This is a genomic window from Mesorhizobium sp. M1A.F.Ca.IN.022.06.1.1 (assembly GCF_003952605.1).
Lineage (GTDB): Bacteria > Pseudomonadota > Alphaproteobacteria > Rhizobiales > Rhizobiaceae > Mesorhizobium.
In genome coordinates, this window is the sequence record NZ_CP034455.1 from 5,240,792 (window position 1) to 5,261,859 (window position 21,068).

A 21,068-nucleotide genomic window follows, 5' to 3' on the forward strand; every position below is an offset into this window, starting at 1 on the left:
GAGGGCGACGCATCGCATCGATTGCGAGGCGGTGCGCTTCTCCTGGTGGATGACGACGATCCTTCACCGCTTCCCCGAGGCGGGTGAGTTCGGTCAGCGCATCCAGGAAGCCGAGCTCAATTATCTCGTACACTCCAACGCCGCCTCGACCGCGCTGGCGGAGAACTATGTCGGCCTGCCTTACTGAGCGGGCCGAGCCGTCAGACCCGTTCCAGTGCAATCGCAATGCCCTGGCCAACGCCGATGCACATGGTGGCCAAAGCGCAGCGTCCGCCGCGCTCGCGCAGCTCCAGCGCCGCCGTGCCGGTGATGCGCGCGCCCGACATGCCAAGCGGATGACCGAGCGCGATGGCGCCGCCGTTGGGGTTCACATGCTTCGCCTGCTCGGAAATTCCGAGTTCGCGCAGCACGGCAATGCCTTGCGAGGCGAAGGCTTCGTTCAACTCGACAACGTCGAATTGGTCAGGCCTCAAGCCGAGAAGGGCGCAGAGCTTTTTGGTTGCCGGCGCGGGACCGATACCCATGATGCGCGGCGCGACGCCGGCAACAGCACCGCCGAGAATGCGGGCGATCGGCGTCAGGCCATGTTTCCTGGCAGCCGCTTCGGAGGCGATGATCAGCGCAGCAGCACCATCATTGACGCCGGAGGCATTGCCGGCGGTCACCGTGCCGCCCTGGCGGAACGGCGTCGGCAGCTTGGCCAGCGCCTCGATGGTCGTGCCGGCGCGGGGATGCTCGTCCTTCGAGACGACGATTGGCTCGCCCTTTTTCTGCGGGATCGCCACCGGCGTGATCTCCTTCGCCAGCCGGCCATTGGCCTGCGCCGCAACAGCCTTGTCCTGGCTGCGCACGGCAAAGGCGTCCTGGTCGGCTCTGCTGACCGAAAACTCCTCGGCGACGTTCTCGCCGGTCTCCGGCATGGAATCGACGCCGTACTGCTTCTTCATCAGCGGGTTGACGAAGCGCCAGCCGATGGTGGTGTCGTAGATCTCGGCATTGCGCGAGAAGGCGGTGTCGGCCTTCGGCATGACGAAGGGCGCGCGGCTCATCGATTCCACCCCGCCGGCAATCATCAGCTCGGCCTCGCCGGCCCTGATGGCCCGGGCGGCGATGGTGACGGCATCCATGCCCGAGCCACAGAGCCGATTGATCGTGGAGCCCGGAATGTCCTGGGGAAGGCCGGCCAGCAGCAACGCCATCCGCGCCACGTTGCGGTTGTCCTCGCCGGCCTGGTTGGCGCAGCCAAAGACGACGTCGTCGACCGCGGCCCAGTCGACGCCCAGGTTGCGCTCGACCAACGCTTTCAGCGGAATGGCGGCGAGATCGTCGGCTCGCACCGAGGACAGCGCGCCGCCGAAACGGCCGATCGGCGTGCGGATATAGTCGCAGATGAAGGCATCAGTCATTATGCAGCTTTCCCTTTGGCGGTACCTGCATGCGCGGCCTTGGTGCGCGCCTGCAAATCGCGCAACGTCTTCAGCTCGATTTCCGTCGGCGCCGGCGTCTCGTCAAGCGCCTCGGCAAACTTTGCTTCCCAGCCACAGGTCGCCTGCACCTCTTCGCGGGTGACGGCGGGATGCAGCGACATGACGGTGAATTCGTTGGTGACAGGGTCCGGCTTCCAGACGGCGAGGTCGGTGATCAGCAAGGTCGGACCGGCGGTGTCGATGCCGAGCCGCTTGCGATGGTCGCCACCCTCGCCATGGCCGAAGGAGGTGAAGAAGTCGATCTTTTCGACCATGCCGCGCTTCGACTGCGCCATGGTGATGTAGACCTCTCGCGAGGAGGTGGCGATTTCCGGCGCGCCGCCGCCGCCGGGCAGCCGCGTTTTGGGATGCGCATAGTCGCCGATGACTGTAGTGTTGATGTTGCCGAATTTGTCGAGCTGGGCGGCGCCAAGGAAGCCGATGGTGATGCGGCCGCCTTGCAGCCAGTAGCGGAACATCTCCGGCACCGCGACGGTGGTGACCGCCGTCTCGCACAATTCGCCGTCGCCGATCGACAGCGGCAAAACGTGGGGCGCGGTGCCGATGGTGCCGCTCTCGTAGATCAGTGTGATGTCGGGCGCATGCGTCAGCCGCGCGACATTGCAGGCGGCCGACGGCGCCCCGATGCCGACAAAGCAGACATCGTCGTTCTTCAGCGCACGGCTGGCGGCGATCGTCATCATCTCGCTGGGGGTGAAGCCCAGATCATTCTCGCTCATGCGGCTTTCCTCAGATGCTCGACGCGAGCCGCGAAGTCGTCTGCGCTGCTCTCGATGACGTTCTTCTGCATCCATGCCTGAAAGCGGTCGCGGTCGGCGGCGATCTCGTCCCATTCGAGATAGGCGGAGTTGTCGCGCTCGTAATAGCCATGCGTGTAGGAGGGATGGGAGCCGCCCGGCACGATCGAGATTGCCGCGATCGTCCAATTCGGCAGCACGGTGAGATTGGGATGCAGATCGTCGAAACTGTCGACCACTTCTTCGACCGTCACCACGGCGCGTTTGGCCGCGAGCACGGCCTCCTTCTGGATGCCGATGATGCCCTCGACCAGCACATTGCCTTTGCGGTCGGCCTTCTGCGCGTGGATGAAGGCGACGTCGGGCCGGATCGCCGGAACGGCGGCTAGCACCTCGCCGGTAAACGGGCAGGTTATGGACTTGATGTTTGCATTGATAGCGGCAAGGCCTGCGCCGCGATAGCCGCGGAACACCGCGCAGGGCAGGCCGGCGGCACCCGCCTCATAGGCGTTGGCCATGCCGGCGTGGCTGTGCTCCTCGACCTCGATCGGCCGTGGAAAGCCGTTCTCGATGGCGTCGCGAACGCGCCTGAGCAGGCCGACGCCGGGATTGCCGAGATAGGAGAAGACGATCTTCTTGGCCATGCCCATGCCGATCATCTGATCGTAGATCAGGTCGGGCGTCATGCGGATCAGCGTCAGGTCGCGAAAGCACTGGCGGATTGCCTCATGGGCCGCGGCGGTCGGGATCAAATGGGTGAAGCCCTCGAAGGCGACCGTATCGCCATCGTGCAGAGTCTCCGCAACGGCCTTTTTCAGCGGCAGGAACTTGACCATCGTCCATTGCTCCGGAGATTAGAAGGTTCGTATCGGAGCATATGAGAGCGCCCCTCTCGCGTCACTATGAGGATGCCTGCAGGCAAACGAGGTGCAGCGCAAAACAATCGGGACATGCGGGACTTGGCCGTTGACGCTTTGTCTCACATACGCTAATGAACAGGATTATACAGGTTCATTGAACAGGTATCCATATGGCCCGTCGCGCGACGCAACTCACTCCCGGCACGGGCAAGCCCGAGCAGATCGCGACGGTTCTGGAGCACGAGATCCGCTCAGGCGTGCTCGGCTTTGGCGAACGCCTGCAGAGCGAGAACGAGCTCGTCCAGCGCTTCTCGGTCAGCCGCAACACGGTTCGCAAAGGGCTGGAAGAGCTTTCAAGCCGCGGCCTCATCACCACCAAGGTCGGCATCGGGTCCTTCGTCACTTTCGACGGCATGCCGGTCGATGACGCGATCGGCTGGTCGCGCGCGCTCGCCAATGCGGGCGCCAATGCCGAAACCCGGACGCTTAGGCTCGAGATCATCGAGGATGCCGAGCTCGCGGCAAAGCTCGGTGTCGAGAGCTCGTCTTTCATCGCCGTCGATCGCGTCCGTACCAATGCCGATGACGGCCATGCGATCTCGATCGAACGCAGCCGCCTGCCACTGTCGCCCGAGCTGGAAGACGTGCCGCTGCGCGGGCTTCGCGAAGGCTCGCTGCACCAGACGCTGCGCGGGGCAGGGCTGGTGTCCGACCATGGCGAGGAGTGGGTCGATATCGAGATGCTCAGCGCTGCTGATGCCGCCATCCTCGATTGCGCGCCGGGCACGCCGTTCCTCAGGACGCGGCGGCTGACGCGCGCCGCCGACGGCCGCGCCATCGAATTCGTCACCAGCCTGCTCAACCCGGCGCATTTCGCGCTGCATCTGGAGTTCTGAGCATGGCGGCCGACGCGATCGACCGGGCGATGGGCGCGCTGATCGGCGGCGCGCTTGGCGATGCGCTGGGCATGCCGACACAGCTTCTGTCGCCCGCCCGCATCGCCGAGCTCTATGGCCATGTCGAGGGTTTCGTTGCGCCCGCCGTCGACCATCCGGTGTCGAAGGGGCTGCCGGCAGGTGCCATCACCGACGACACCGAGCAGGCCCTGCTGCTCGGCCGCATCCTGGTCAGCTCCGGGAATCGCTTCGACCATGCGCGATGGGTCAACGCGCTGCTCGACTGGGAGCGCGACGTCAAGGCGCGTGGCAGTTACGACCTGCTTGGACCGTCGACCAAGCGGGCCATCGACGCCATCAATAACGGCGTGCCGGCGGAAGAAGCGGGGCGAACTGGCGACACCAACGGCGCCGCGATGCGGATTGCGCCGGTCGGCATTATGATCCGCCCGGAGCCGCTCGATGCCCTGGTTCTCAAAGTCGCGGAAACCTGCCGGGCTACGCACAATACGTCGATTGCGATTGCCTCCGCAGCCGCAGTTGCTGCCGCGGTCAGTCTCGGTGTTTCGGGCGCCGACTGGCGCGCTGCTTCCGGCCATGCCGTCGCGGCGGCAAAGCTTGGTGCCGCGCTCGGTCACTGGGTTACCGGCGGCGACATCGCCGAACGCATCCTCTGGGCGCAGGAACTTGTGCGCGGGAAGCGCGACAAAGAGGCGATCCGGTTGATCGTTGACCTGATCGGCACGGGGGTCGCCAGCCAGGAGTCGATTCCTGCAGCATTCGCCGTGCTGGAGGTTGCCAACGGGGATGCGTGGCGAGCGGCAGTGATCAGCGCCAATCTCGGCGGCGACACCGACACCATAGGCGCCATCGCCGCGGGCATGGCGGGCGCCTGTTCGGGCCTGTCGGGCCTGCCGCAAGATCAAATCGCGGGACTGAAGGGCATCGATCTCGCGGAGGTCGAGCCGTTGGCCAATGATCTTGTCGCGGCACGCATGCCGAAGGCCCGTGGCGGCAAGGAGGACGCCGCATGAGCGGGCGCCTCGTTCATGTCGGCAGCGCGGTGGTCGACTATGTATATCGCATCGACGCTCTCCCGGCGGCGGGCAGCGAAAAGACCGCGACGAGCTATTCGCGCGTCGCCGGCGGCGGCTTCAACATGATGGTCGCGGCAAGCCGCACCGGCATGAAGGTGGTGTTCGGCGGACAGCTTGGCATCGGGGCAGACGGCGACTTCCTGCGCGCGGCTTTCGCCGCTGAAGGCATCGAGACGCTGACGCCGCCGTCACCCTTGATGGACAGCGGCAATTGCGTCGCCATGATCAGCAGCGATGCGGAACGTACCTTCGTCTCATGGCCGGGCGCGGAGAGCGTGCTGACACCGGACATGATGGTGCCCGTCCAAGTCATTCCGGGCGATTGGGTTTTCACCTCCGGCTATACGTTGAGCTACCCTGGCAGCCGCGAAGCGCTCGCCGCCTGGATCGACGCGCTGCCGGAGGAAGTTCCCGTGGTCTTCGATCCGACGCCTGTGATCGCGGAGATTCCGCGCCCGATCTTGGAAAGGATGCTTGCCCGCACCGCTTGGCTGAGCTGCAACGCCGACGAGGCCGCCGCAATAGCCGGCCGTGGCGACGCGCAGACCGTCGCGATCCGGCTTCTGGCCGAACACTGCCCGAAAGCCGCGGGCGTCGTGATCCGCGCCGGCGCGCATGGCTGCCTTGTGCGGCTGGCAGAAGGCGGCACGCACGCGATCCCCGGCTTCGCGGTCAGCGCCGTCGACACCAATGGTGCCGGCGATACGCATATCGGCGCCTTCGTCAGCGCATTGTCGCGCGGCCTGTCGCCCTGCGAAGCGGCGCGCTACGCGAACGCCGCGGCGGCCGTTTCCGTCACCCGTCATGGCGGCTCGTCCGCGCCGACCGACAGTGAGATCCAGGAATTCCTAAGCCATCACGATCAAGGAACGATAGCGCATGGCCGGGAGGACGCGACTGCAACTTAACAAGCCCATCAACCGGGCCAACAATGAGAGGAAAAAACATGCGCATGCCCAGACTCACCGCTTTTCTGACGGCGACCGCCGTTTTCGTCTCAGCATTCACGTTTGCCGCCCAGGCCGCCGAGGAAGTGCATGTGCTCAACTGGAAGGGCTACGGCGCCGACGAGCCATGGGCGGTCGCCAACTTCGAGAAGGCGACCGGCTACAAGGTCGTCAATGACTTCTTCAACTCCGAACAGGAGATGCTGACCAAGCTGAGGACCAATCCCGGCCTCTACGACGTCGTCATGATCAACGCCGCCTTCAACGACCAGGCGATGGCCGGCAAGCTGATCCAGCCGATCGATACGTCGAAGCTCTCGAACTATGCCGATATCGCCAAGGACAAGGCCGGCTCGCCGATGCTGAACCATGACGGCAAGGTCTATGGCGTGCCGTGGGTGTGGGGCCTGACCGCTCTAGCCATCAACGAGAAGTCGTTCGACAAGCCGCCGACGAGCATCGCCGAGATGTGGGATCCGGCACATAAGGGGCGCGTCATCATCCGCGACGACGCCGTCGAGGCGGTGCAATTCGGCGCCATCGCATCGGGGCAGAACATCAACGACATCAAGGATATGGGCGCGGTCAAGGCGAAGCTCACCTCGCTGATGCCGCAGATCAAGACCTTCTGGAGTTCGGAGAACGACTGGAACCAGATGGTTGCCTCCAACCAGATCGATATCGGCACCTACTGGAGCGGCTCCGCCGACCGCGCCAAGACGCATTTCAAGCTGCCGGTCTCGCTGGTCATCCCGCAGGAAGGGGCCGTCGCCTGGCTGGACGCCTTCTCCATCCCGGCCGGTTCCAAGAATGTCGCCGGCGCCGAGGCCTTCATCAACTACATGATCGACCCGAAATTCTATGTCGAATGGGTCACCAAGGTCGGCGCGCCGGTTTCGGCCAACACCAAGGCGGTCGAGGCGCTGCCCGAGGACGCCTTCAACCGAAAGGTCATGGGCAGCCCAGAGGTCGCCAAACGTATCCAGTTCCAGGCGCCGGTCACGGATGAGCAGCGCGAGAAATACCTGGCACTTTGGCAGGAGCTGAAGGTCAACGTGAAATAGTTGGCGTCTTACGGGGAGGAGAGGCATCATGGCTGAGCAGCTCGCGACCGGTTCGCGCCGCGGACTGCGGCCAGCCCTGCCGCTTCTGCTTCCCGCTTATCTATGGCTGACGGTGGCGATCTTTCTGCCGCTGTCAGCCATGGTGTTCTTCTCCTTCATGACCGACCTGCCAATGGCCGGGAAGGAGTGGTCGTTCACGCTCGGCAACTACGCCGCCTTCTTCTCGCAAAGCCTTTATCTGACGCTTCTTCTGGCCTCGCTGCGGCTCGGGCTCGAGGTCACGCTTTGGTGCGTCGTTATCGGCTATCCGGCGGCTTACGTGCTGGCGAAGGTTCTTAAAGGCCGCAGCCGCGAGGCGATCTTTCTGCTGGTCATCCTGCCTTTCTGGTCGAACGGGCTGGTGCGCATCTTCTCCTGGGCCATGGTGCTGCGTGAGGGCGGCATTCTCGACACCACGCTCAATGCCGTCTTGCCGTTCAAGATCAATATCGATCTCATGTATTCCTACCCGGCGGTCATCATCGGCCTGGTGCACTCCTACGTGCCCTATATGGTGCTCACCTGTTACCTCACGCTGCAGGCGATCGACGACTCGCTGATCGAGGCGGGCCGCTCGCTCGGGGCTTCGCGGCTGCAGGTGCTCAAGCGGGTGATCATCCCGCTGTCGATGCCCGGCCTGATCGCGGGTGCGGCGCTGATCTTCGTGCCGGTCGTGGGTTCTTTCATGGAGCCGCGCATCCTCGGCGGCCGCACCGGCACTTTCTACGGCACCGTCATAGAGGACCAGTTTGTTGCCGTCTTCAACTGGCCGCTGGGCGCGGCGCTCTCCTTCATCCTGCTTGCCGTAGTGCTGGTCATCCTGGCGCTCGCGGCACCGGTCTTGCGGAGGGCCGGCTGATGGCGACGACGCGCATTCTGGAATGGGTCGGGCGCTTTTACATCTTCCTGTTGCTCGGCTTCCTCTATCTGCCGATCATCATCATGGCGCTGATGTCGTTCAACGCCTCGCCTTTTTACCAGCTGCCGTTCGAGTGGACGACGGACTGGTATGCTTCGCTCGCGCAAAACGACCAGCTGATCGCGGCGACCTGGAACAGCATCGAGATCGCGATCATCACGACGATCCTTTCAACGCTGCTTGGTTCGATGGCGTCGCTAGCGCTCTATCGCTACGTATTCCGCGGCAAGAAATTCCTGCAGGCGCTGCTGTTTCCGCCGATCGCCATTCCGTGGCTTATTACCGGCACCGCGATGCTGATCTTCTTCTTCGGCATCGGCATCGGCCGCGGGCTCATCGCGATCCTGCTCGGCCATGTCGCGCTGGCGCTGCCCTACGTCATCGTCGTCGTGTCCGCCCGCCTGCAGACCTTCGCGCCGGAGCTGGAAGAAGCGGCGCGTTCGCTCGGCGCCAATCAGTGGCAGGTTACCGTGCGCGTAACTTTGCCCTGGATCATGCCTGGCGTGATCGCCGGCGGACTGTTCGCATTCGCTGTCTCCTTCGACCAGTTCGTGGTCTCGTATTTCCTGTCGACGCCAGGCCAGACAACACTGCCGGTCGAAATCTACGCCGCGATCCGCAAGGGATTCACGCCCGAGATCAACGCGGTGTCGACCATCATCATCGTGGTGTCGATGGCGCTCATGCTGCTGACGGCGCGCTTCTTCAAATTCGGCGGAGAGAAATAATGGCCGGCGTCCAGGTATCGAACGTCTCCCGCAGTTTCGGCGCGCACAAGGCGCTGGACCATGTCTCGATCGACTTTCCCGACGGTGGCTTCTATGCGCTGCTCGGGCCTTCGGGCAGCGGCAAGACCACGCTGCTCAGGCAGATCGCCGGCTTCGACTTTCCGGATACCGGACGCATCGCCATCGGCGGCGAAAGCGTCGAGCGCGTGCCGGTAGAAAAGCGCCGCATCGGCATGGTGTTCCAGAACTATGCGCTGTTTCCCAATATGAGCGTCGCCGACAATGTCGCTTTCGGCCTTTCGGTGCGCGGCGAGCCGAAGGCGACCATCGCAACGGAAGTGCAGCGGGCGCTGGATCTTGTGCAACTCGGCAAGCTCGGCGGCCGCCGGCCGCACCAGCTCTCGGGCGGCCAGCGGCAGCGTGTGGCGCTGGCGCGCGCCATCGTCACCAAGCCGCGCGTGCTTTTGCTCGACGAGCCGCTCGGCGCGCTTGACAAGGCGCTGCGCGTCGACATGCAGATCGAGCTGAAGCGCATCCAGCGCGAGATCGGCATCACCACCATCTTCGTCACCCACGACCAGGAAGAGGCGCTGACGATGAGCGACCGCATCGGCATATTGCGCGACGGCCGACTGGTGCAGGAGGGGCCGCCCGAGGAGATCTACGACAGGCCGCAAAGCGAGTTCGCCGCGACCTTCCTCGGCGACGCCAACATCTTTCGCGGCGATGCGACCGGCAACGGCATCAGGCTGCCCGACGGTACAGCAATCGCCGCTGCGTCGGGTGCGTCTCTCTCGGCCGGCGCCAAGGCGAGCTGCGCCGTGCGGCCCGAGCGCATCCAGATTTCAACCGGCTCTGCAACGTCCGAGGCGGGATATGCCAACACGGTCAGGGGCCAGGTTTCAAAACGCATCTTCGCCGGCAACAACAGCACCTATTTCGTCGACCGCGATGGACAGACGCTGAAGGTCATTGTCCAGAACACCGGCGCCGAGCGGCTGGCCGAAGGCCAAGAAGTGATGCTCAGCTGGTCGCCGGAGAGCACGGTGCTGATCGCCGCGTAAGCCGGATCCCCGGTCCCTGATGGGAAATGATGGCGCGGCCCTTGGCTGACCGCCTGATCCTGGCGTTAAATCCAGTCCTCGACGGGAGGAATGGATGGCGAGCATGGATTTCGAGCCGGACGTGAAAGTCCGGGTCAAGGAGTACCGGATCGGCTGCATCGGCGCCGGCATGATCATGGCCGAGTGCCATCTCGCCGCCTACGCGCAAGCCGGCTTTCCGGTGGTGGCGATCGCCTCACGAACCAGGACGAATGCCGAAAAGGTCGCCGGCCGCTGGGGCATTCCGACCGTCTGCGATACGCCCGAGCGGCTGATCGAAGACAGCCGCGTCGAGATCGTCGACCTTGCCTTCCCGCCGGACCAGCAGCCCGCGCTGATGCGCCATGCACTGAACCAGCCGCACATCAAGGCGATTCTGGCGCAGAAACCGCTGGCGCTCTCGGTCGAGGAAGCGGTGAAGCTGCGCGACGAGGCGGCGGCCTCCGGCAAGATCCTCTCGGTCAACCAGAACATGCGCTACGACCAGTCGATGCGCGTCTTGAAGCAGATCATCGATAGCGGCGCGCTGGGCGAGATCGTCTTCGCCGAGATCGACATGCATGCCATCCCGCACTGGCAAACCTTCCTCGCCGGATATGACCGGCTGACGCTCGCCAATATGAGTGTGCACCACCTCGACGTGCTGCGCTTCCTGTTCGGCGACCCTGACGAAATCACGACGCTGACGCGCAGGGATCCGCGCACCAAGTTCGAACATTCCGACGGCATCACCGTTTCGACGCTGCGCTTTCCCTCCGGCGTGCTCGCGGTGTCGCTGGAGGACGTCTGGTCCGGCCCGCGTCAGGAAGGCTATTCCGACGACCAGCACATCGACTGGCGCGTCGATGGCACCAAGGGTGTCGCCAAGGGCACGATCGGTTGGCCGAAGGGCGTCGCCTCGACGCTGACCTACGCCTCGACAGAGACGACCGGCGGCAAATGGGTCAGCCCGAGCTGGGAGACGATGTGGTTTCCGCATGCCTTCATCGGCGTCATGGAGCAACTGCAATATGCGCTCAAGACCGGCACGCCGCCGGCGCTTTCCGTTGCCGACAATGTCAACACCATGGCGCTGGTGGAGGCCGGTTACCGGTCGATGGCGGAGGGCCGCACCATCAGGCTGTCCGAAATCCCTGTCGACCAGGCGACTAAGAAACAGGGCAATTGAATCGCTTATCGGGAGGACTTCACCTCATGATGCAGGCAGGTATCTTCACAGGCTATTTTCCGTATGAGCTCGAGGAGGTCGCCAGGCGCATCCGGGCGCTCGATTTCAACACCGTGCAGCTCGACCTGCATTTCAAGGATATCGACCTCTCGGCCGGACAGATCACCAGGGACAAGGCGAGGCGGGTGCGCGATACGTTCCGCGACCACAACCTGCCGGTTTGCTGCGTGTCCGGCTACACGAACATCATCCACCCGGACAGGGCCGAGCGCGAGCGGCGGCTTGCCTACCTGAAGGAGATCATCCGGAACGCGCGCGATTTCGGCTCGCCTTACGTGATCTCGGAAACCGGCACCTACAACACCGAATCCGACTGGGTGCATCATCCGAAGAACAAGACCGAGGAGGGTTTTGAGGAGTGCCGCAAGGTGATCTCGGATCTTGCCCAGACCTCCTACGACCACGGCGCGGTGTTCCTGCTCGAAACCTACGTCAACAACGTTGTCGGCTCGGTCGAGGAGACGGTCAGGATGTTCGCTCAGGTCGATCATCCCGGCCTCGGCCTGTTGATGGACCCGACGAACTATTTCGAGGCGCACAACATCGACCGCATGGATCAAGTGCTGAACCAGGTGTTCGACACGCTGACGGACAAGATCAAAATCGCGCATGCCAAGGACGTGAAGCGTTCGGGCGGCGACAAGACGGAGAAGCATGCCGACATCGGCGACGCGGAGGCGCATGAGGGGCTGACCTTCCGCGGCGTCGGCGAGATCGAACTGCCGGCGCCGGGGCTCGGCGCGCTGAATTACGATCTCTATCTCAAGCGTCTCAGCAAAAAGCACCCGAACATCCCGGTGATCATCGAGCATCTCGACGAGGAGGACGTGCCGCGCGCCAAGAAATTCCTCGACGGGAAATTCCGCGCCAACGGGCTTTAATGACGATGACGACCACCGGTACGAAGCGCGACTACAGCCTTGTCGGCGAGAGCACGCGGCTTGCGATAGAGACCGGACTTGCATCGGCCGAGTGGTACCACACCGACGTGCCGCGCAAGGTGATGAAGGAGCTGATGCAGCGTTGCGACGGGCCGGCGATCCGCGATAGCGTCATCTGGATCTCGGCGATCCTGGGCTCAGCCGCCGGTATTGTCTGGTTCTGGGGCACGTGGTGGGTCGTGCCATTCATGTTCGTCTATGGCGTGCTCTATGGCTCGTCGAGCGACTCGCGCTGGCACGAATGCGGGCACGGCACCGCGTTTCGCACGCGCTGGATGAACGATGTCGTTTATCACATCGCCTCGTTCATGCTGATGCGAAACCCGGTGCAGTGGCGCTGGAGCCATGCCCGTCACCACACCGACACGATCATTGTCGGCCGCGATGCCGAGATCGCCGTTATGCGGCCCCCGGACCTCATCAAGGCTGCGCTCGCCTTCACGGGCATTCTCGACTTCCGCTATTCGCTGCCCACGCTGGTGCGCCAGGCCTTCGGCAAGCTGTCGGACGACGAGAAGAGCTACATTCCGGAGATGGAGCAGCACAAGGCGGTGATCGCGGCGCGCTGGCACATCGCGGTATACGTCGCGACGATCGCTGTCGCGATCGCGTTTGGGTCATGGATACCGCTGGTGCTGATCGGCTTGCCGCGGCTCTACGGCACCTGGCACATGGTAACGACCGGCCTGCTGCAGCATATCGGGCTGGCCGACAACGTCACCGACCATCGGCTCAACACGCGCACGGTCTATATGAACCCGATCAGCCGGTTCATCTACTGGAACATGAACTACCATGTGGAGCATCACATGTTCCCGATGGTGCCCTATCATGCGCTGCCCAAGCTGCATGAGTTGATCAAGCACGATTTGCCGGAGCCGAACCCGTCGATGTTGCATGCCTATCGCGAGGTCTGGCCGGTGCTGCTCAGGCAGCTGAAATACGAGGACTATTACCTCAAGCGCGAATTGCCGCCGACGGCCAAGCCCTATCGCGGCGATTCCACGATCTCGACATAACGGCTGCGGCTGCCGAATAAGGTCGGTGCGCGCGGCAGTTGCGCGAACCCAATCAGGAGAGGACAAGATGCCGGAGTGGGTCGAAGCGTGCGCGGTGGGCGACGTGGACGAGGAGGACGTGATCCGCTTCGACCATGGCGGCCGCACCTTCGCGATCTACCGCTCGCCTGACGACGAGTTCTTCGCCACCGACGGTTTCTGCACGCATGAAAAGGCGCATTTGGCCGACGGGCTGGTGATGGACGACATCATCGAATGCCCGAAGCATAATGGCCGCTTCAACTATAAGACCGGCCAGGCCAAGGGCGCGCCGGTCTGCGTCAACCTCAAAACCTATCCGGTGAAGGTCGAGGCCGGCAAGGTGATGATCGATATCGGCTGAAGGCAAGCGGAGCGCATCGCGGCGTTCTCGGAAAATGTCGGCGACGTCAACAGCGGCGCCTATCCGGAAGACCGGCACATCGTGCATATGGATCCAGACGAGCTCAGGCGTTTCATGAAGAAAGTGGACGCAAGAGCCTGAACGGGCACTGCGATGGGTCTGCCTGGGTTCGCCGCCAAGTGCGGCAGGTATTGGGCCGGCCTCGCGGCCCGAGCCGGTAAGCTTTCGTCGAGAGATCGGCGCCTATTTCCGTAGCTTGACCACGCCCATCAGGACCTCCGGATAGGTTGCGGCCATCATCCCCTGATCGGCCTGCGCGGCAAAAATGGCGGTGCACCGTTCGGCGTTGAATCGGAAACGGCGTCTGTATTTTTCCTTGTTGAGAATGATCCCGGAGAGGCCGTCGAATTTGCGGAGCAATCGCTTGCGCAGACCTCTCGTCCAGAGCGGACGCTTGAACCGATCGAGCCAGGGCGTATCTTTCGCCAGGTTGCGATAGATCGCCATCGCGGCGAGTTCCACTCCTTCAGGGCTTGGCCACCACGGCTTTCCGAAGGTGAAATGACGCGCGAAGGCTCTACTGAAGGGTATCTGGCTGGAATAGTTGGTCTGCAGATTCCAGAGCGGATGCATCGTTTGCCAGCGTCCGGCAAACGCTATGTTGAGCGCTCCCTGATCGAGCTTCGGTACCCGCCGCAGCGCCAGTTCGCGCGCCCGCTCCAAGAGCCCCTCGGCGCGGATCATTGGCATGTTCAGCACCAGTATGCCGGCGTTGAAATGCGATGAGCCGGGCTCCATCTCAAGAGACTCACGGCAGCTCGGATCGAAATAGGTCTGTTCGTCATGGGCCGCCAAGAGTGGGGCATTCAGTTCAACATCGGCCAAGTCGGTGATCGACCGGTTGAAGATAACATCGGTGTCCACATAGACGAGCCTGTCGTAGGGCTCGAATACCGCCAGCTTGTCGGCAAGCAGGCGAATGTAGGTTGCTAAGCTGAGGTGACCGGGATCGAAATCGAATTCCTTCATGAGATCGGACACGTCGACGATCTTGACGGCAGCCCCGAGCAATCGGTCCGCGACCGGCAAATCCTCAGTTCCGGCGCCGATATGAAGGATGAAACCGTCGATAGGCGCAGATACGTCCAGTATGCGCCGCGCGCCCAGAACAGCGTATGGGAAATTTTTTGCGTCTGCCGCCAAGACGAAGCAGGAACGATGCAATTGAGCCACCCCTTATATGCCCTTGGCTCTTCATATCCGAACTCATCGTGCAACCCAAGAGGGTGCCGAGGGCGCCGTCCGGCGGGCCCATAAGCGGCGGAGCCCGGCCATCCGATTCGGGGCGAGCGGCCAGTTGGCCTGAGGGTTGGCTTGGGCGGGTGGTGATCTCGATCGTCCGCAACGATGCGGTACCCTGATCTCGTTTAGTCGAGCAGTATTTGGTGCACCGCAGGGAGCCAATACCCGTCGGCGAGCACCGCATGGAGCGCATCGGCATGGGATCCGAGCGGCCGGTCTTCCTTAAGCGTCGGCACATGGGCGCGGACGGCCGCGTGGATCGCGCTGGTGGCCGGCGCAAGTGTCAGACCTTCGCGAAGATCGACGGCCTGTGCGGCGGCCATAAGCTCCAGGGCGATCAGCCGCCGCCACAGTACGATCATCTCGACGCATTTGGCGACGGCGAGGGGAGTCTGCGTCGCATGATCCTCAACACCTTCGGACACGGGCAGGAAGTCGAGCATCACCGGATTGGCCTTGTGGCGGATGGCGGCCAGGATCGCCGTCACCGTCTTCTGCAGCGGCACGAAGCCGGCGGACGCGCCGCCGATTGGCGACAGATATTTCGGCAAGCCGTGGCGGGTTGAGCCGGTGAGCTGGATGAAGCGCGCGGCCGACGCCGCCGCGCATTGCGCAATCGCCAGACCTAGCGTCTCGAAGGCGAGCGACAGCGAGGCGGTGTGGAAATTGCCGGTCGACAGCACGAGTGAGTCGTTGGCGAGCACCAGCGGGTTGTCGGCGGACGCGTTGAGCTCGATCTCGACCGTGAGCCGGGCATGGTCGATCGCCTGGATGAGCGCGCCGTGGATCGAGGGCATGCAGCGGATCGACAGCGGATCCTGAAGGGTGGTCGGCGCGGGCGTCCCGTCGCGGGTGAGCAGGTCGCGCAACGCCTTTGCCGCTACCTGCTGGCAGGCGGCCGGCCGCGCCAGATGCAGGCGCGGGTCAAGGATGGTGCGGTTGGCCCCGAACGCTTCCATGGTGAGCGCGCCGGCCTGCTCCTGCTGTTCGAGTGCCGACAGCGCGTCGACGAGCGCCAGCGCGCCGGCGCCGGTAGAAACCGCGGAAGCGTTGATCAGCGACAGACCATCCTTCGGTGCCAAGCTGACTGGCGCAAGCCGCGCCATCATCAGCGCCTTTGCCGAAGGCATGCGCCTGCCCTGATAGTCGGCATCGCCTTCGCCGATCAGCGTGTGGGCTATCGCGGTCATCAGCACCAGGTCGCCGGCGCCGATCGAGCCCAGCGACGGCATCACCGGATGGATGCCGGCGTTGAGCAGATCGACAAGCGCGGTGAGGACATGCGGCGACAGGCCGGAGCCGCCGGCGGAAAGCATGGCGATGCGGGCAAACATTGCGGCGCGCACGAGCTGGGCGGGCAATGGGTTTCCCACCGCAGCTCCGCGTCCGTCGAGAAGCTGGCGCTGGAAGGCACCGGCATCGCCTTCGACAGCCGTGCCGAGATTGGCGCCCAGCCCGGTGTTCAGCCCATAGATCTGCTGGCCGCCGGCAGCGGCGTCATCGAGGACCTGGCGGGCCTTGCCGAGTTTCTCGATGACCGCCAGCGTGATCTCGACCTTGCCTGCACTGCGCGCTACGGCGGCCACGTCCTCGATGCTGACGCCGGCGCCGGTGAGAACGAGCGGGGTCATGCGAAACGCAGCCTCTGGCCGATGCCTTGTTCCGCGGCTTTGGCCAGCATCGCCTTGCCGAGCGCGATGTCGGAGAGCGACAGACCCCGATGCCAGAACAGGATCGTCTCGCCGTCGCTTTGCCGGCCCGCTTTGTGCCCGGCAGCGATCTGGCCGAGCTCGGCATGCAGCGTCGCCTCGCTCAGCCGTCCCGTCTCGACATGGGCGCGCAGCGAGCCGAACTTGCCGCCCTTGCACTGACCCCAGTCGTCGACGACGATCTTTTGCATGATGTCGGTAAGCGAAAGCTCCACCGCGCTCATCGTGCCATATGGCACGACCAGCGCGCCGCGCTTGATCCAGGCGGTCTTGAGCAGGGGTTGCGGTTCCGGTAGCCGCGAGGCTTCGACAACGATGTCGGCGCCTTCCACGCAGCTCTTCCAGTCGGCAACGGCGACAACCGGCTTGCCGAGGTCGGCGGCAAGCTTCGCGGCGAAAGCGTCGCGGCTTTCGGGGCGGCGCGAATGGACGCGGATCTCGTCGAAGTCGAACAGGTGATCGAGCAGTCGCACGTTCCAGTAGGCGGTGCCGCGCGCGCCGATGTGACCGAGCACCCTGGATGATTTCTTCGCCAGATGCTTGGCGCCGATGGCGGTGACCGCGCCGGTGCGCATATCGGTGATGACGGTGGCGTCGAGGATGGCGCGTGGCGCGCCGGTGCGCGGGTCGAACAGGTTGAGTATGCCGAATTCGGACGGCAGGGCGTGCAGGTAGTTGTCGACATAATCGCCGACGATCTTGACGCCGGCCGCATCGAGCGGCGCCACATAGCCGCGCAGCACGTTGAAATGACCGCGGAAGGACGGATCCGGCTCAAGATGGACGCGCGGCTCGATCACCGTCTGGCCCTTGCCCTGGGCGACGAGCCCGGCTTCGACGGCGCCGATGATCTCGGCATCGCTCAGGCCAAGGGCTTCAATGTCGAGAGCATTAAGGTAGTCGATATAGATCGGCTTCATGCATTTCCCTCGTCCGGCCCGCGCTCATCCATAACAGGCGGCGGGGCGACACGAAAGTTTGTTGGATAAGCTCTGGACTGGTTCAGCCTTATGCTGTTCAACCGGCGCGTCATGACCAGCATCCCCGACAATGAGGCCGTATCCCAGCTCGTGCCGACGGCGGCGCGCCAGGCGCGGCGCGTCGCGCTGATCGTTGCCGTCGCCTTTTTCATGCAGTTGCTGGATTCGACGATCATCTCGACGTCGCTGCCGCAGATGGGGCAGTCTTTCGGCGTGCCGGCAGTGGCGATGAGCATCGGGATCACCGCTTACATGTTGACCATGGCGGTGTTCGTGCCGTTGTCGGCCTGGCTTGCCGACCGGTTTGGCGCGCGCAACATTTTCCTCGTCGCGATCGGGCTGTTCACGCTGGCGTCGATCGCCTGCGGCTACTCACAGAGCCTGACGCAATTCGTTGCCGCCCGCATCGTTCAGGGCCTCGGCAGCGCCTTGATGACGCCGGTCGGCCGCATCCTGGTGCTGCGCAACGCCGCCAAGTCCGAATTGCTTGCCGCCACGGCGCTGATCACCTGGCCGGCCTTGTTCGCGCCGGTGATCGGGCCGATGCTCGGCGGCTTCATCACCACCTATCTGTCCTGGCACTGGAACTTCTTCATCAACGTTCCGCTCGGCCTCGCCGGGCTGCTGCTTGTCGCGCGCTTCGTTCCGGGCGATCGCGAATCCGAGACCAGGCCGCTCGACTGGCCGGGATTCTTCCTCACCGCGCTCGGCCTCGCCGCGATGCTCTATGGGCTGGAACGGCTTGCGCATCCCGAGGATGGCATGCTGCCGACAGTGGGCCTGGTTGCCGCCGGCGTCGCCGTCGGCTGGTTCGCCGTGCGGCACTTGCGGCGGGTGACGCATCCGCTGCTCGACCTGTCCCCCTTCAAAGTGCCGACCTTCGCCATCTCGACGCTCTCGGCGGGCACGATCTTCCGCGTCGCCATCAACGCCACGCCGTTCCTGCTGCCGCTGCTCTTCCAGGTGGGCTTCGGCATGCGGCCGGTGGACGCCGGCCTGCTGATCCTGGCCTACTTCCTCGGCAACCTCGGGATGAAAGCGGTGACCACGCCGACGCTCAGACTCTTTGGCTTCCGCCAGGTGCTGGTGGTCAACGGGGTGATTGCCTCGCTTGCAATCGCGGCGTGCGGCGTGATTTCGCCGCAGACACCGCTGGCACTTGTCGTGGCGTTGATGCTGGTCGCCGGTCTGACGCGCTCGATGCAGTTCACGGCGCTCAACACGCTTGCCTTCGCGGATATCGGCGCGCCGCAGCGCAGCTCGGCCGCGACTTTGTCCAGCATGCTGCAGCAGGTGGCGATGCTGTTTGGCGTGGCCGTGGCCGCGGCGATCCTCAACCTGTCGCAGATCGTGCGCAGCGGCGCGGCGCCCAACCTAATAGACTTCAGGATCGCCTTTTTCGTGATCGGCCTGATCGGGCTGGTGGCAGCGCTGCGTTTCCTGACCCTGCCGGCCAGTGCGGGTGCAGAGGTCTCAGGCCATACCGGGCGGGACTGAAATGGGCTTGGAAGGCCGGCCTGCGCACGCCCGCGGCGGCACCGAACTTCTACGGCAAACTGTCGGGGCTCGGCACTTTTGTGCATCGCAATGACCCGGAGCTCATCGCCTCTGGCCCCGTCAAGGCGTGGAGGAATGACGGCCGCTCCGCACCGACCAGCTGGGCGGATTTTCAGACTGAGCAGGGGTCTCCCCTTCTCCACAAGAAGGGAGAAGGGAAGGTTTGCTCTCTAATCGCTGCGCCTAAAATTACGGATGCGGTCGAACAGCACCGCCAGGATGATCGCGCCCCCGATGAAAGTGCCTTGCCAAAAGGCGTTGATGCCGAGCAGGCCGAGGCTGTTGCGGATGACCTCGATCAGGGCGGCGCCGACGATGGCGCCGAACGCGGTGCCGACGCCGCCGGCGAGGTCGGCGCCGCCGATGACGGTCGCGGCAATCACCTGTAGTTCCATACCGTTGCCGAGATTGGTGGTGACAGCGCCTAGCCAGCCGGTCTGGATGATGCCGGCCAGACCCGCCGAGAGCGCTGAGATCATATAGACCGCGACCTTGATCTGGCGCACCGGAACACCGGTCAGCGTGGCCGCATGCTCATTGCCGCCGATGGCGAAGATATGCCGGCCAAACTTGGTCCAGCGCAGGATGAAGCCGGTGATCAACGCCAAAAGGATCATGTAAAGCACCGGATTGGCGATACCGAACACCCAGGCGCCGCCGCCCAGCGCCAGGAGCTTGTCGTGGTCCGGCCCGAACTGGAAGACGACGGTGTTGTTGGAGGCGACCATGGCGAGGCTGCGCGCCACCGACAGCATGCCGAGCGTCACCACGAAGGGTGGGAAACCGAGATAGGCGATGAGCACCCCGTTGAAGGCGCCGATGGCTAAAGCGGTGACGATCGAGGCCAGGATGCCGATTTCGATCGAATAACCGGCATGCATGGTGACGGCCAGCACCATCGAGCACAGGCACAGCACCGAGCCGACCGACAGGTCGATGCCGCCGGTGATGATGACGAAGGTCATGCCGAGCGCCACGATGGCGACGAAGGTGATGTTGCGGGTGATGTTGAAGAGGTTCTTCTGCGTGGCGAAAGCGTCGGTCGCGAAGGACAGGAACAGGCAGGCGAGGATAACCGCGATCACCACCCAGAAGGTCTGGTTGGCAAAGAGCCGTGAGAAGAATGTGTGCTGCTTCTGCGCGATCGTCTGGTCAAGGGTGACTGCCATTATCGACCTTTCCTGAGACGTTGGACGCCCGATCCACGCGATTACGCAACCTGTTCGATGGCGCCGGTGATCAGCCCGGTGACTTCTTCCGGCGAGCTCGAGGCGATCTTCTTGTCGGCGACTTTCCTGCCGCGCCGCATGACGATGACGCGGTCGGCGACATCGAAGACGTCGGGCATGCGGTGGCTGATCAGCACGACGGCGATGCCCTGGTCGCGCAAGTGGCGGATCAGGTTCAGTACCTCCGCGACCTGCCTGACCGAGATCGCCGCCGTCGGCTCGTCCATCAGCACGATCTTGGCTTGCGACAGCATGGTGCGGGCGATCGCCACCGCCTGGCGCTGGCCGCCAGACATCTGCTTGACGAGGTCGCGCGGCCGCGTCTCGGATTTCAGTTCGGCAAAGAGCTGGCCGGCGCGCTTGTACATCGCGGCGTAGTCGAGAATGCGGAAGGGGCCGATGCCGCGGCGCAGTTCCCGGCCGAGATAGACATTGGCGGCAGCCGTCAGATTGTTGCAAAGCGCCAGGTCCTGATGGACGATCTCGATGCCGTGCTGGCGGGCCTCGGCCGGCTTGTGCAGGATCAGCTCCTTGCCGTCCATGTGCATCGTGCCGTGACTGGGGCGGAAATTGCCGGCGATCATCTTGACCAGCGTCGACTTGCCGGCGCCGTTGTCGCCCATCAGGCCGACGACCTCGCCGGCCTCGAGCGTGAACGAGACGTCGTTCACCGCCTGGATGGCGCCGAAGTGCTTCGAGATGTTGGCGAGTTCGAGAACCGACACCAGCCTTAAGCCTCCCCGTTTTCGTCCCTCGACTGCCTTGCCATAATTGCCGGCGCCGCAGGGGCCTCGCGCCTCCAACTCCTCCCGAGCAGGTGCGATAGACTCATTTAGGCAAATGC

The 21,068-nt window shown here is 63.9% G+C and carries 19 protein-coding genes and 4 pseudogenes; 15 read left to right on the forward strand and 8 right to left on the reverse strand.

The window, feature by feature from the left end:
* Window positions 1–25 precede the first annotated feature (25 nt).
* Window positions 26–187: pseudogene (locus EJ078_RS24975) on the forward strand (4-hydroxybenzoate 3-monooxygenase); the annotation flags it as partial.
* Between the two features lie 13 nt (window positions 188–200).
* Here the strand turns inward: EJ078_RS24975 and pcaF are convergent.
* Genes pcaF through EJ078_RS24990 form a run of 3 tightly spaced genes read right to left on the reverse strand, consistent with a single transcriptional unit; the run spans window position 201 to window position 3,060 of the window.
* Window positions 201–1,406 carry a 3-oxoadipyl-CoA thiolase gene (pcaF, locus tag EJ078_RS24980; RefSeq protein ID WP_127216183.1) on the reverse strand — a complete coding sequence of 402 codons (1,206 nt, stop codon included), beginning with the start codon at window positions 1,404–1,406 and terminating at the stop codon, window positions 201–203.
* On the reverse strand, window positions 1,406–2,206 hold the full coding sequence (locus EJ078_RS24985; protein WP_127216184.1) for a CoA-transferase subunit beta: 801 nt from the start codon (window positions 2,204–2,206) through the stop codon (window positions 1,406–1,408). The genes pcaF and EJ078_RS24985 overlap by 1 nt, the downstream gene beginning before the upstream one ends.
* Window positions 2,203–3,060, reverse strand: a complete 858-nt coding sequence (locus EJ078_RS24990; RefSeq protein WP_127216185.1) for a CoA transferase subunit A — start codon at window positions 3,058–3,060, stop codon at window positions 2,203–2,205. The genes EJ078_RS24985 and EJ078_RS24990 overlap by 4 nt, the downstream gene beginning before the upstream one ends.
* Before the next feature lie 194 nt (window positions 3,061–3,254).
* Between EJ078_RS24990 and EJ078_RS24995 the strand changes: the two genes are divergently transcribed.
* The 12 genes and pseudogenes from EJ078_RS24995 to EJ078_RS30890 all read left to right on the forward strand — a co-directional run.
* Window positions 3,255–3,980: a GntR family transcriptional regulator gene (locus EJ078_RS24995; RefSeq protein ID WP_127216186.1), complete on the forward strand. Its 726-nt coding sequence runs from the start codon at window positions 3,255–3,257 to the stop codon at window positions 3,978–3,980.
* 2 nt (window positions 3,981–3,982) lie between these two features.
* Window positions 3,983–5,014 (forward strand): ADP-ribosylglycohydrolase family protein, encoded by a 1,032-nt coding sequence (locus EJ078_RS25000; protein WP_127216187.1) that lies wholly within the window; start codon window positions 3,983–3,985, stop codon window positions 5,012–5,014.
* Window positions 5,011–5,985: a PfkB family carbohydrate kinase gene (locus EJ078_RS25005; protein ID WP_127403203.1), complete on the forward strand. Its 975-nt coding sequence runs from the start codon at window positions 5,011–5,013 to the stop codon at window positions 5,983–5,985. Before EJ078_RS25000 ends, EJ078_RS25005 begins: the two co-directional genes overlap by 4 nt.
* Before the next feature lie 38 nt (window positions 5,986–6,023).
* Entirely contained in the window at window positions 6,024–7,088 is a 1,065-nt protein-coding gene (locus tag EJ078_RS25010) for an ABC transporter substrate-binding protein (RefSeq protein ID WP_066992230.1), read from the forward strand.
* A 28-nt stretch (window positions 7,089–7,116) separates the two neighbouring features.
* Window positions 7,117–7,986: an ABC transporter permease gene (locus EJ078_RS25015; protein ID WP_127217374.1), complete on the forward strand. Its 870-nt coding sequence runs from the start codon at window positions 7,117–7,119 to the stop codon at window positions 7,984–7,986.
* Window positions 7,986–8,774 (forward strand): ABC transporter permease, encoded by a 789-nt coding sequence (locus tag EJ078_RS25020; protein ID WP_127217373.1) that lies wholly within the window; start codon window positions 7,986–7,988, stop codon window positions 8,772–8,774. Before EJ078_RS25015 ends, EJ078_RS25020 begins: the two co-directional genes overlap by 1 nt.
* A complete protein-coding gene (locus tag EJ078_RS25025; RefSeq protein ID WP_095829436.1) occupies window positions 8,774–9,838 on the forward strand; it encodes an ABC transporter ATP-binding protein in 1,065 nt (354 codons plus the stop codon). Before EJ078_RS25020 ends, EJ078_RS25025 begins: the two co-directional genes overlap by 1 nt.
* Window positions 9,839–9,932: 94 nt before the next feature.
* Window positions 9,933–11,045, forward strand: a complete 1,113-nt coding sequence (locus EJ078_RS25030; protein ID WP_127216178.1) for a Gfo/Idh/MocA family oxidoreductase — start codon at window positions 9,933–9,935, stop codon at window positions 11,043–11,045.
* A gap of 26 nt (window positions 11,046–11,071) precedes the next feature.
* Window positions 11,072–11,986 carry a sugar phosphate isomerase/epimerase gene (locus EJ078_RS25035; RefSeq protein ID WP_095824970.1) on the forward strand — a complete coding sequence of 305 codons (915 nt, stop codon included), beginning with the start codon at window positions 11,072–11,074 and terminating at the stop codon, window positions 11,984–11,986.
* Between the two features lie 5 nt (window positions 11,987–11,991).
* Window positions 11,992–13,085: pseudogene (locus EJ078_RS25040) on the forward strand (fatty acid desaturase family protein).
* A 47-nt stretch (window positions 13,086–13,132) separates the two neighbouring features.
* The gene (locus tag EJ078_RS25045; RefSeq protein ID WP_067328880.1) at window positions 13,133–13,447 is read left to right on the forward strand and encodes a MocE family 2Fe-2S type ferredoxin; all 315 of its coding nucleotides are present in this window, start codon (window positions 13,133–13,135) and stop codon (window positions 13,445–13,447) included.
* Between the two features lie 3 nt (window positions 13,448–13,450).
* Window positions 13,451–13,588 (forward strand): annotated as a pseudogene (locus tag EJ078_RS30890) (3-methyl-2-oxobutanoate hydroxymethyltransferase); the annotation flags it as partial.
* Window positions 13,589–13,690: 102 nt separating this feature from the next.
* Here the strand turns inward: EJ078_RS30890 and EJ078_RS25050 are convergent.
* From EJ078_RS25050 to EJ078_RS25060, 3 genes are all read right to left on the reverse strand, one after another.
* Entirely contained in the window at window positions 13,691–14,671 is a 981-nt protein-coding gene (locus EJ078_RS25050) for a glycosyltransferase (RefSeq protein ID WP_208720906.1), read from the reverse strand.
* A 203-nt stretch (window positions 14,672–14,874) separates the two neighbouring features.
* Window positions 14,875–16,380 carry a histidine ammonia-lyase gene (gene hutH / locus EJ078_RS25055; protein WP_127216176.1) on the reverse strand — a complete coding sequence of 502 codons (1,506 nt, stop codon included), beginning with the start codon at window positions 16,378–16,380 and terminating at the stop codon, window positions 14,875–14,877.
* The gene (locus EJ078_RS25060; RefSeq protein WP_127216175.1) at window positions 16,377–17,378 is read right to left on the reverse strand and encodes an ornithine cyclodeaminase family protein; all 1,002 of its coding nucleotides are present in this window, start codon (window positions 17,376–17,378) and stop codon (window positions 16,377–16,379) included. The genes hutH and EJ078_RS25060 overlap by 4 nt, the downstream gene beginning before the upstream one ends.
* A gap of 111 nt (window positions 17,379–17,489) precedes the next feature.
* Here EJ078_RS25060 and EJ078_RS25065 point away from each other — a divergent pair, with 111 nt between their 5' ends.
* Together EJ078_RS25065 and EJ078_RS30555 are read left to right on the forward strand one after the other, a co-directional pair.
* Window positions 17,490–18,935: an MFS transporter gene (locus EJ078_RS25065; protein WP_127403204.1), complete on the forward strand. Its 1,446-nt coding sequence runs from the start codon at window positions 17,490–17,492 to the stop codon at window positions 18,933–18,935.
* A 5-nt stretch (window positions 18,936–18,940) separates the two neighbouring features.
* Window positions 18,941–19,039 (forward strand): annotated as a pseudogene (locus EJ078_RS30555) (amidohydrolase); the annotation flags it as partial.
* Between the two features lie 126 nt (window positions 19,040–19,165).
* Here the strand turns inward: EJ078_RS30555 and EJ078_RS25070 are convergent.
* Window positions 19,166–20,164 carry an ABC transporter permease gene (locus EJ078_RS25070; protein WP_066992267.1) on the reverse strand — a complete coding sequence of 333 codons (999 nt, stop codon included), beginning with the start codon at window positions 20,162–20,164 and terminating at the stop codon, window positions 19,166–19,168.
* A 41-nt stretch (window positions 20,165–20,205) separates the two neighbouring features.
* Window positions 20,206–20,949: an ATP-binding cassette domain-containing protein gene (locus EJ078_RS25075; protein ID WP_066992363.1), complete on the reverse strand. Its 744-nt coding sequence runs from the start codon at window positions 20,947–20,949 to the stop codon at window positions 20,206–20,208.
* Between the last annotated feature and the right edge of the window lie 119 nt (window positions 20,950–21,068).

What these genes read in the sequence shown, in the direction of transcription:
- pcaF (WP_127216183.1), bottom strand. Translation starts at nt 1,406, where the DNA reads ATGACTGATGCCTTCATCTGCGACTATATCCGCACGCCGATCGGCCGT.
- EJ078_RS24985 (WP_127216184.1), bottom strand. Translation starts at nt 2,206, where the DNA reads ATGAGCGAGAATGATCTGGGCTTCACCCCCAGCGAGATGATGACGATC.
- EJ078_RS24990 (WP_127216185.1), bottom strand. Translation starts at nt 3,060, where the DNA reads ATGGTCAAGTTCCTGCCGCTGAAAAAGGCCGTTGCGGAGACTCTGCAC.
- EJ078_RS24995 (WP_127216186.1), top strand. Translation starts at nt 3,255, where the DNA reads ATGGCCCGTCGCGCGACGCAACTCACTCCCGGCACGGGCAAGCCCGAG.
- EJ078_RS25000 (WP_127216187.1), top strand. Translation starts at nt 3,983, where the DNA reads ATGGCGGCCGACGCGATCGACCGGGCGATGGGCGCGCTGATCGGCGGC.
- EJ078_RS25005 (WP_127403203.1), top strand. Translation starts at nt 5,011, where the DNA reads ATGAGCGGGCGCCTCGTTCATGTCGGCAGCGCGGTGGTCGACTATGTA.
- EJ078_RS25010 (WP_066992230.1), top strand. Translation starts at nt 6,024, where the DNA reads ATGCGCATGCCCAGACTCACCGCTTTTCTGACGGCGACCGCCGTTTTC.
- EJ078_RS25015 (WP_127217374.1), top strand. Translation starts at nt 7,117, where the DNA reads ATGGCTGAGCAGCTCGCGACCGGTTCGCGCCGCGGACTGCGGCCAGCC.
- EJ078_RS25020 (WP_127217373.1), top strand. Translation starts at nt 7,986, where the DNA reads ATGGCGACGACGCGCATTCTGGAATGGGTCGGGCGCTTTTACATCTTC.
- EJ078_RS25025 (WP_095829436.1), top strand. Translation starts at nt 8,774, where the DNA reads ATGGCCGGCGTCCAGGTATCGAACGTCTCCCGCAGTTTCGGCGCGCAC.
- EJ078_RS25030 (WP_127216178.1), top strand. Translation starts at nt 9,933, where the DNA reads ATGGCGAGCATGGATTTCGAGCCGGACGTGAAAGTCCGGGTCAAGGAG.
- EJ078_RS25035 (WP_095824970.1), top strand. Translation starts at nt 11,072, where the DNA reads ATGATGCAGGCAGGTATCTTCACAGGCTATTTTCCGTATGAGCTCGAG.
- EJ078_RS25045 (WP_067328880.1), top strand. Translation starts at nt 13,133, where the DNA reads ATGCCGGAGTGGGTCGAAGCGTGCGCGGTGGGCGACGTGGACGAGGAG.
- hutH (WP_127216176.1), bottom strand. Translation starts at nt 16,380, where the DNA reads ATGACCCCGCTCGTTCTCACCGGCGCCGGCGTCAGCATCGAGGACGTG.
- EJ078_RS25060 (WP_127216175.1), bottom strand. Translation starts at nt 17,378, where the DNA reads ATGAAGCCGATCTATATCGACTACCTTAATGCTCTCGACATTGAAGCC.
- EJ078_RS25065 (WP_127403204.1), top strand. Translation starts at nt 17,490, where the DNA reads ATGACCAGCATCCCCGACAATGAGGCCGTATCCCAGCTCGTGCCGACG.
- EJ078_RS25070 (WP_066992267.1), bottom strand. Translation starts at nt 20,164, where the DNA reads ATGGCAGTCACCCTTGACCAGACGATCGCGCAGAAGCAGCACACATTC.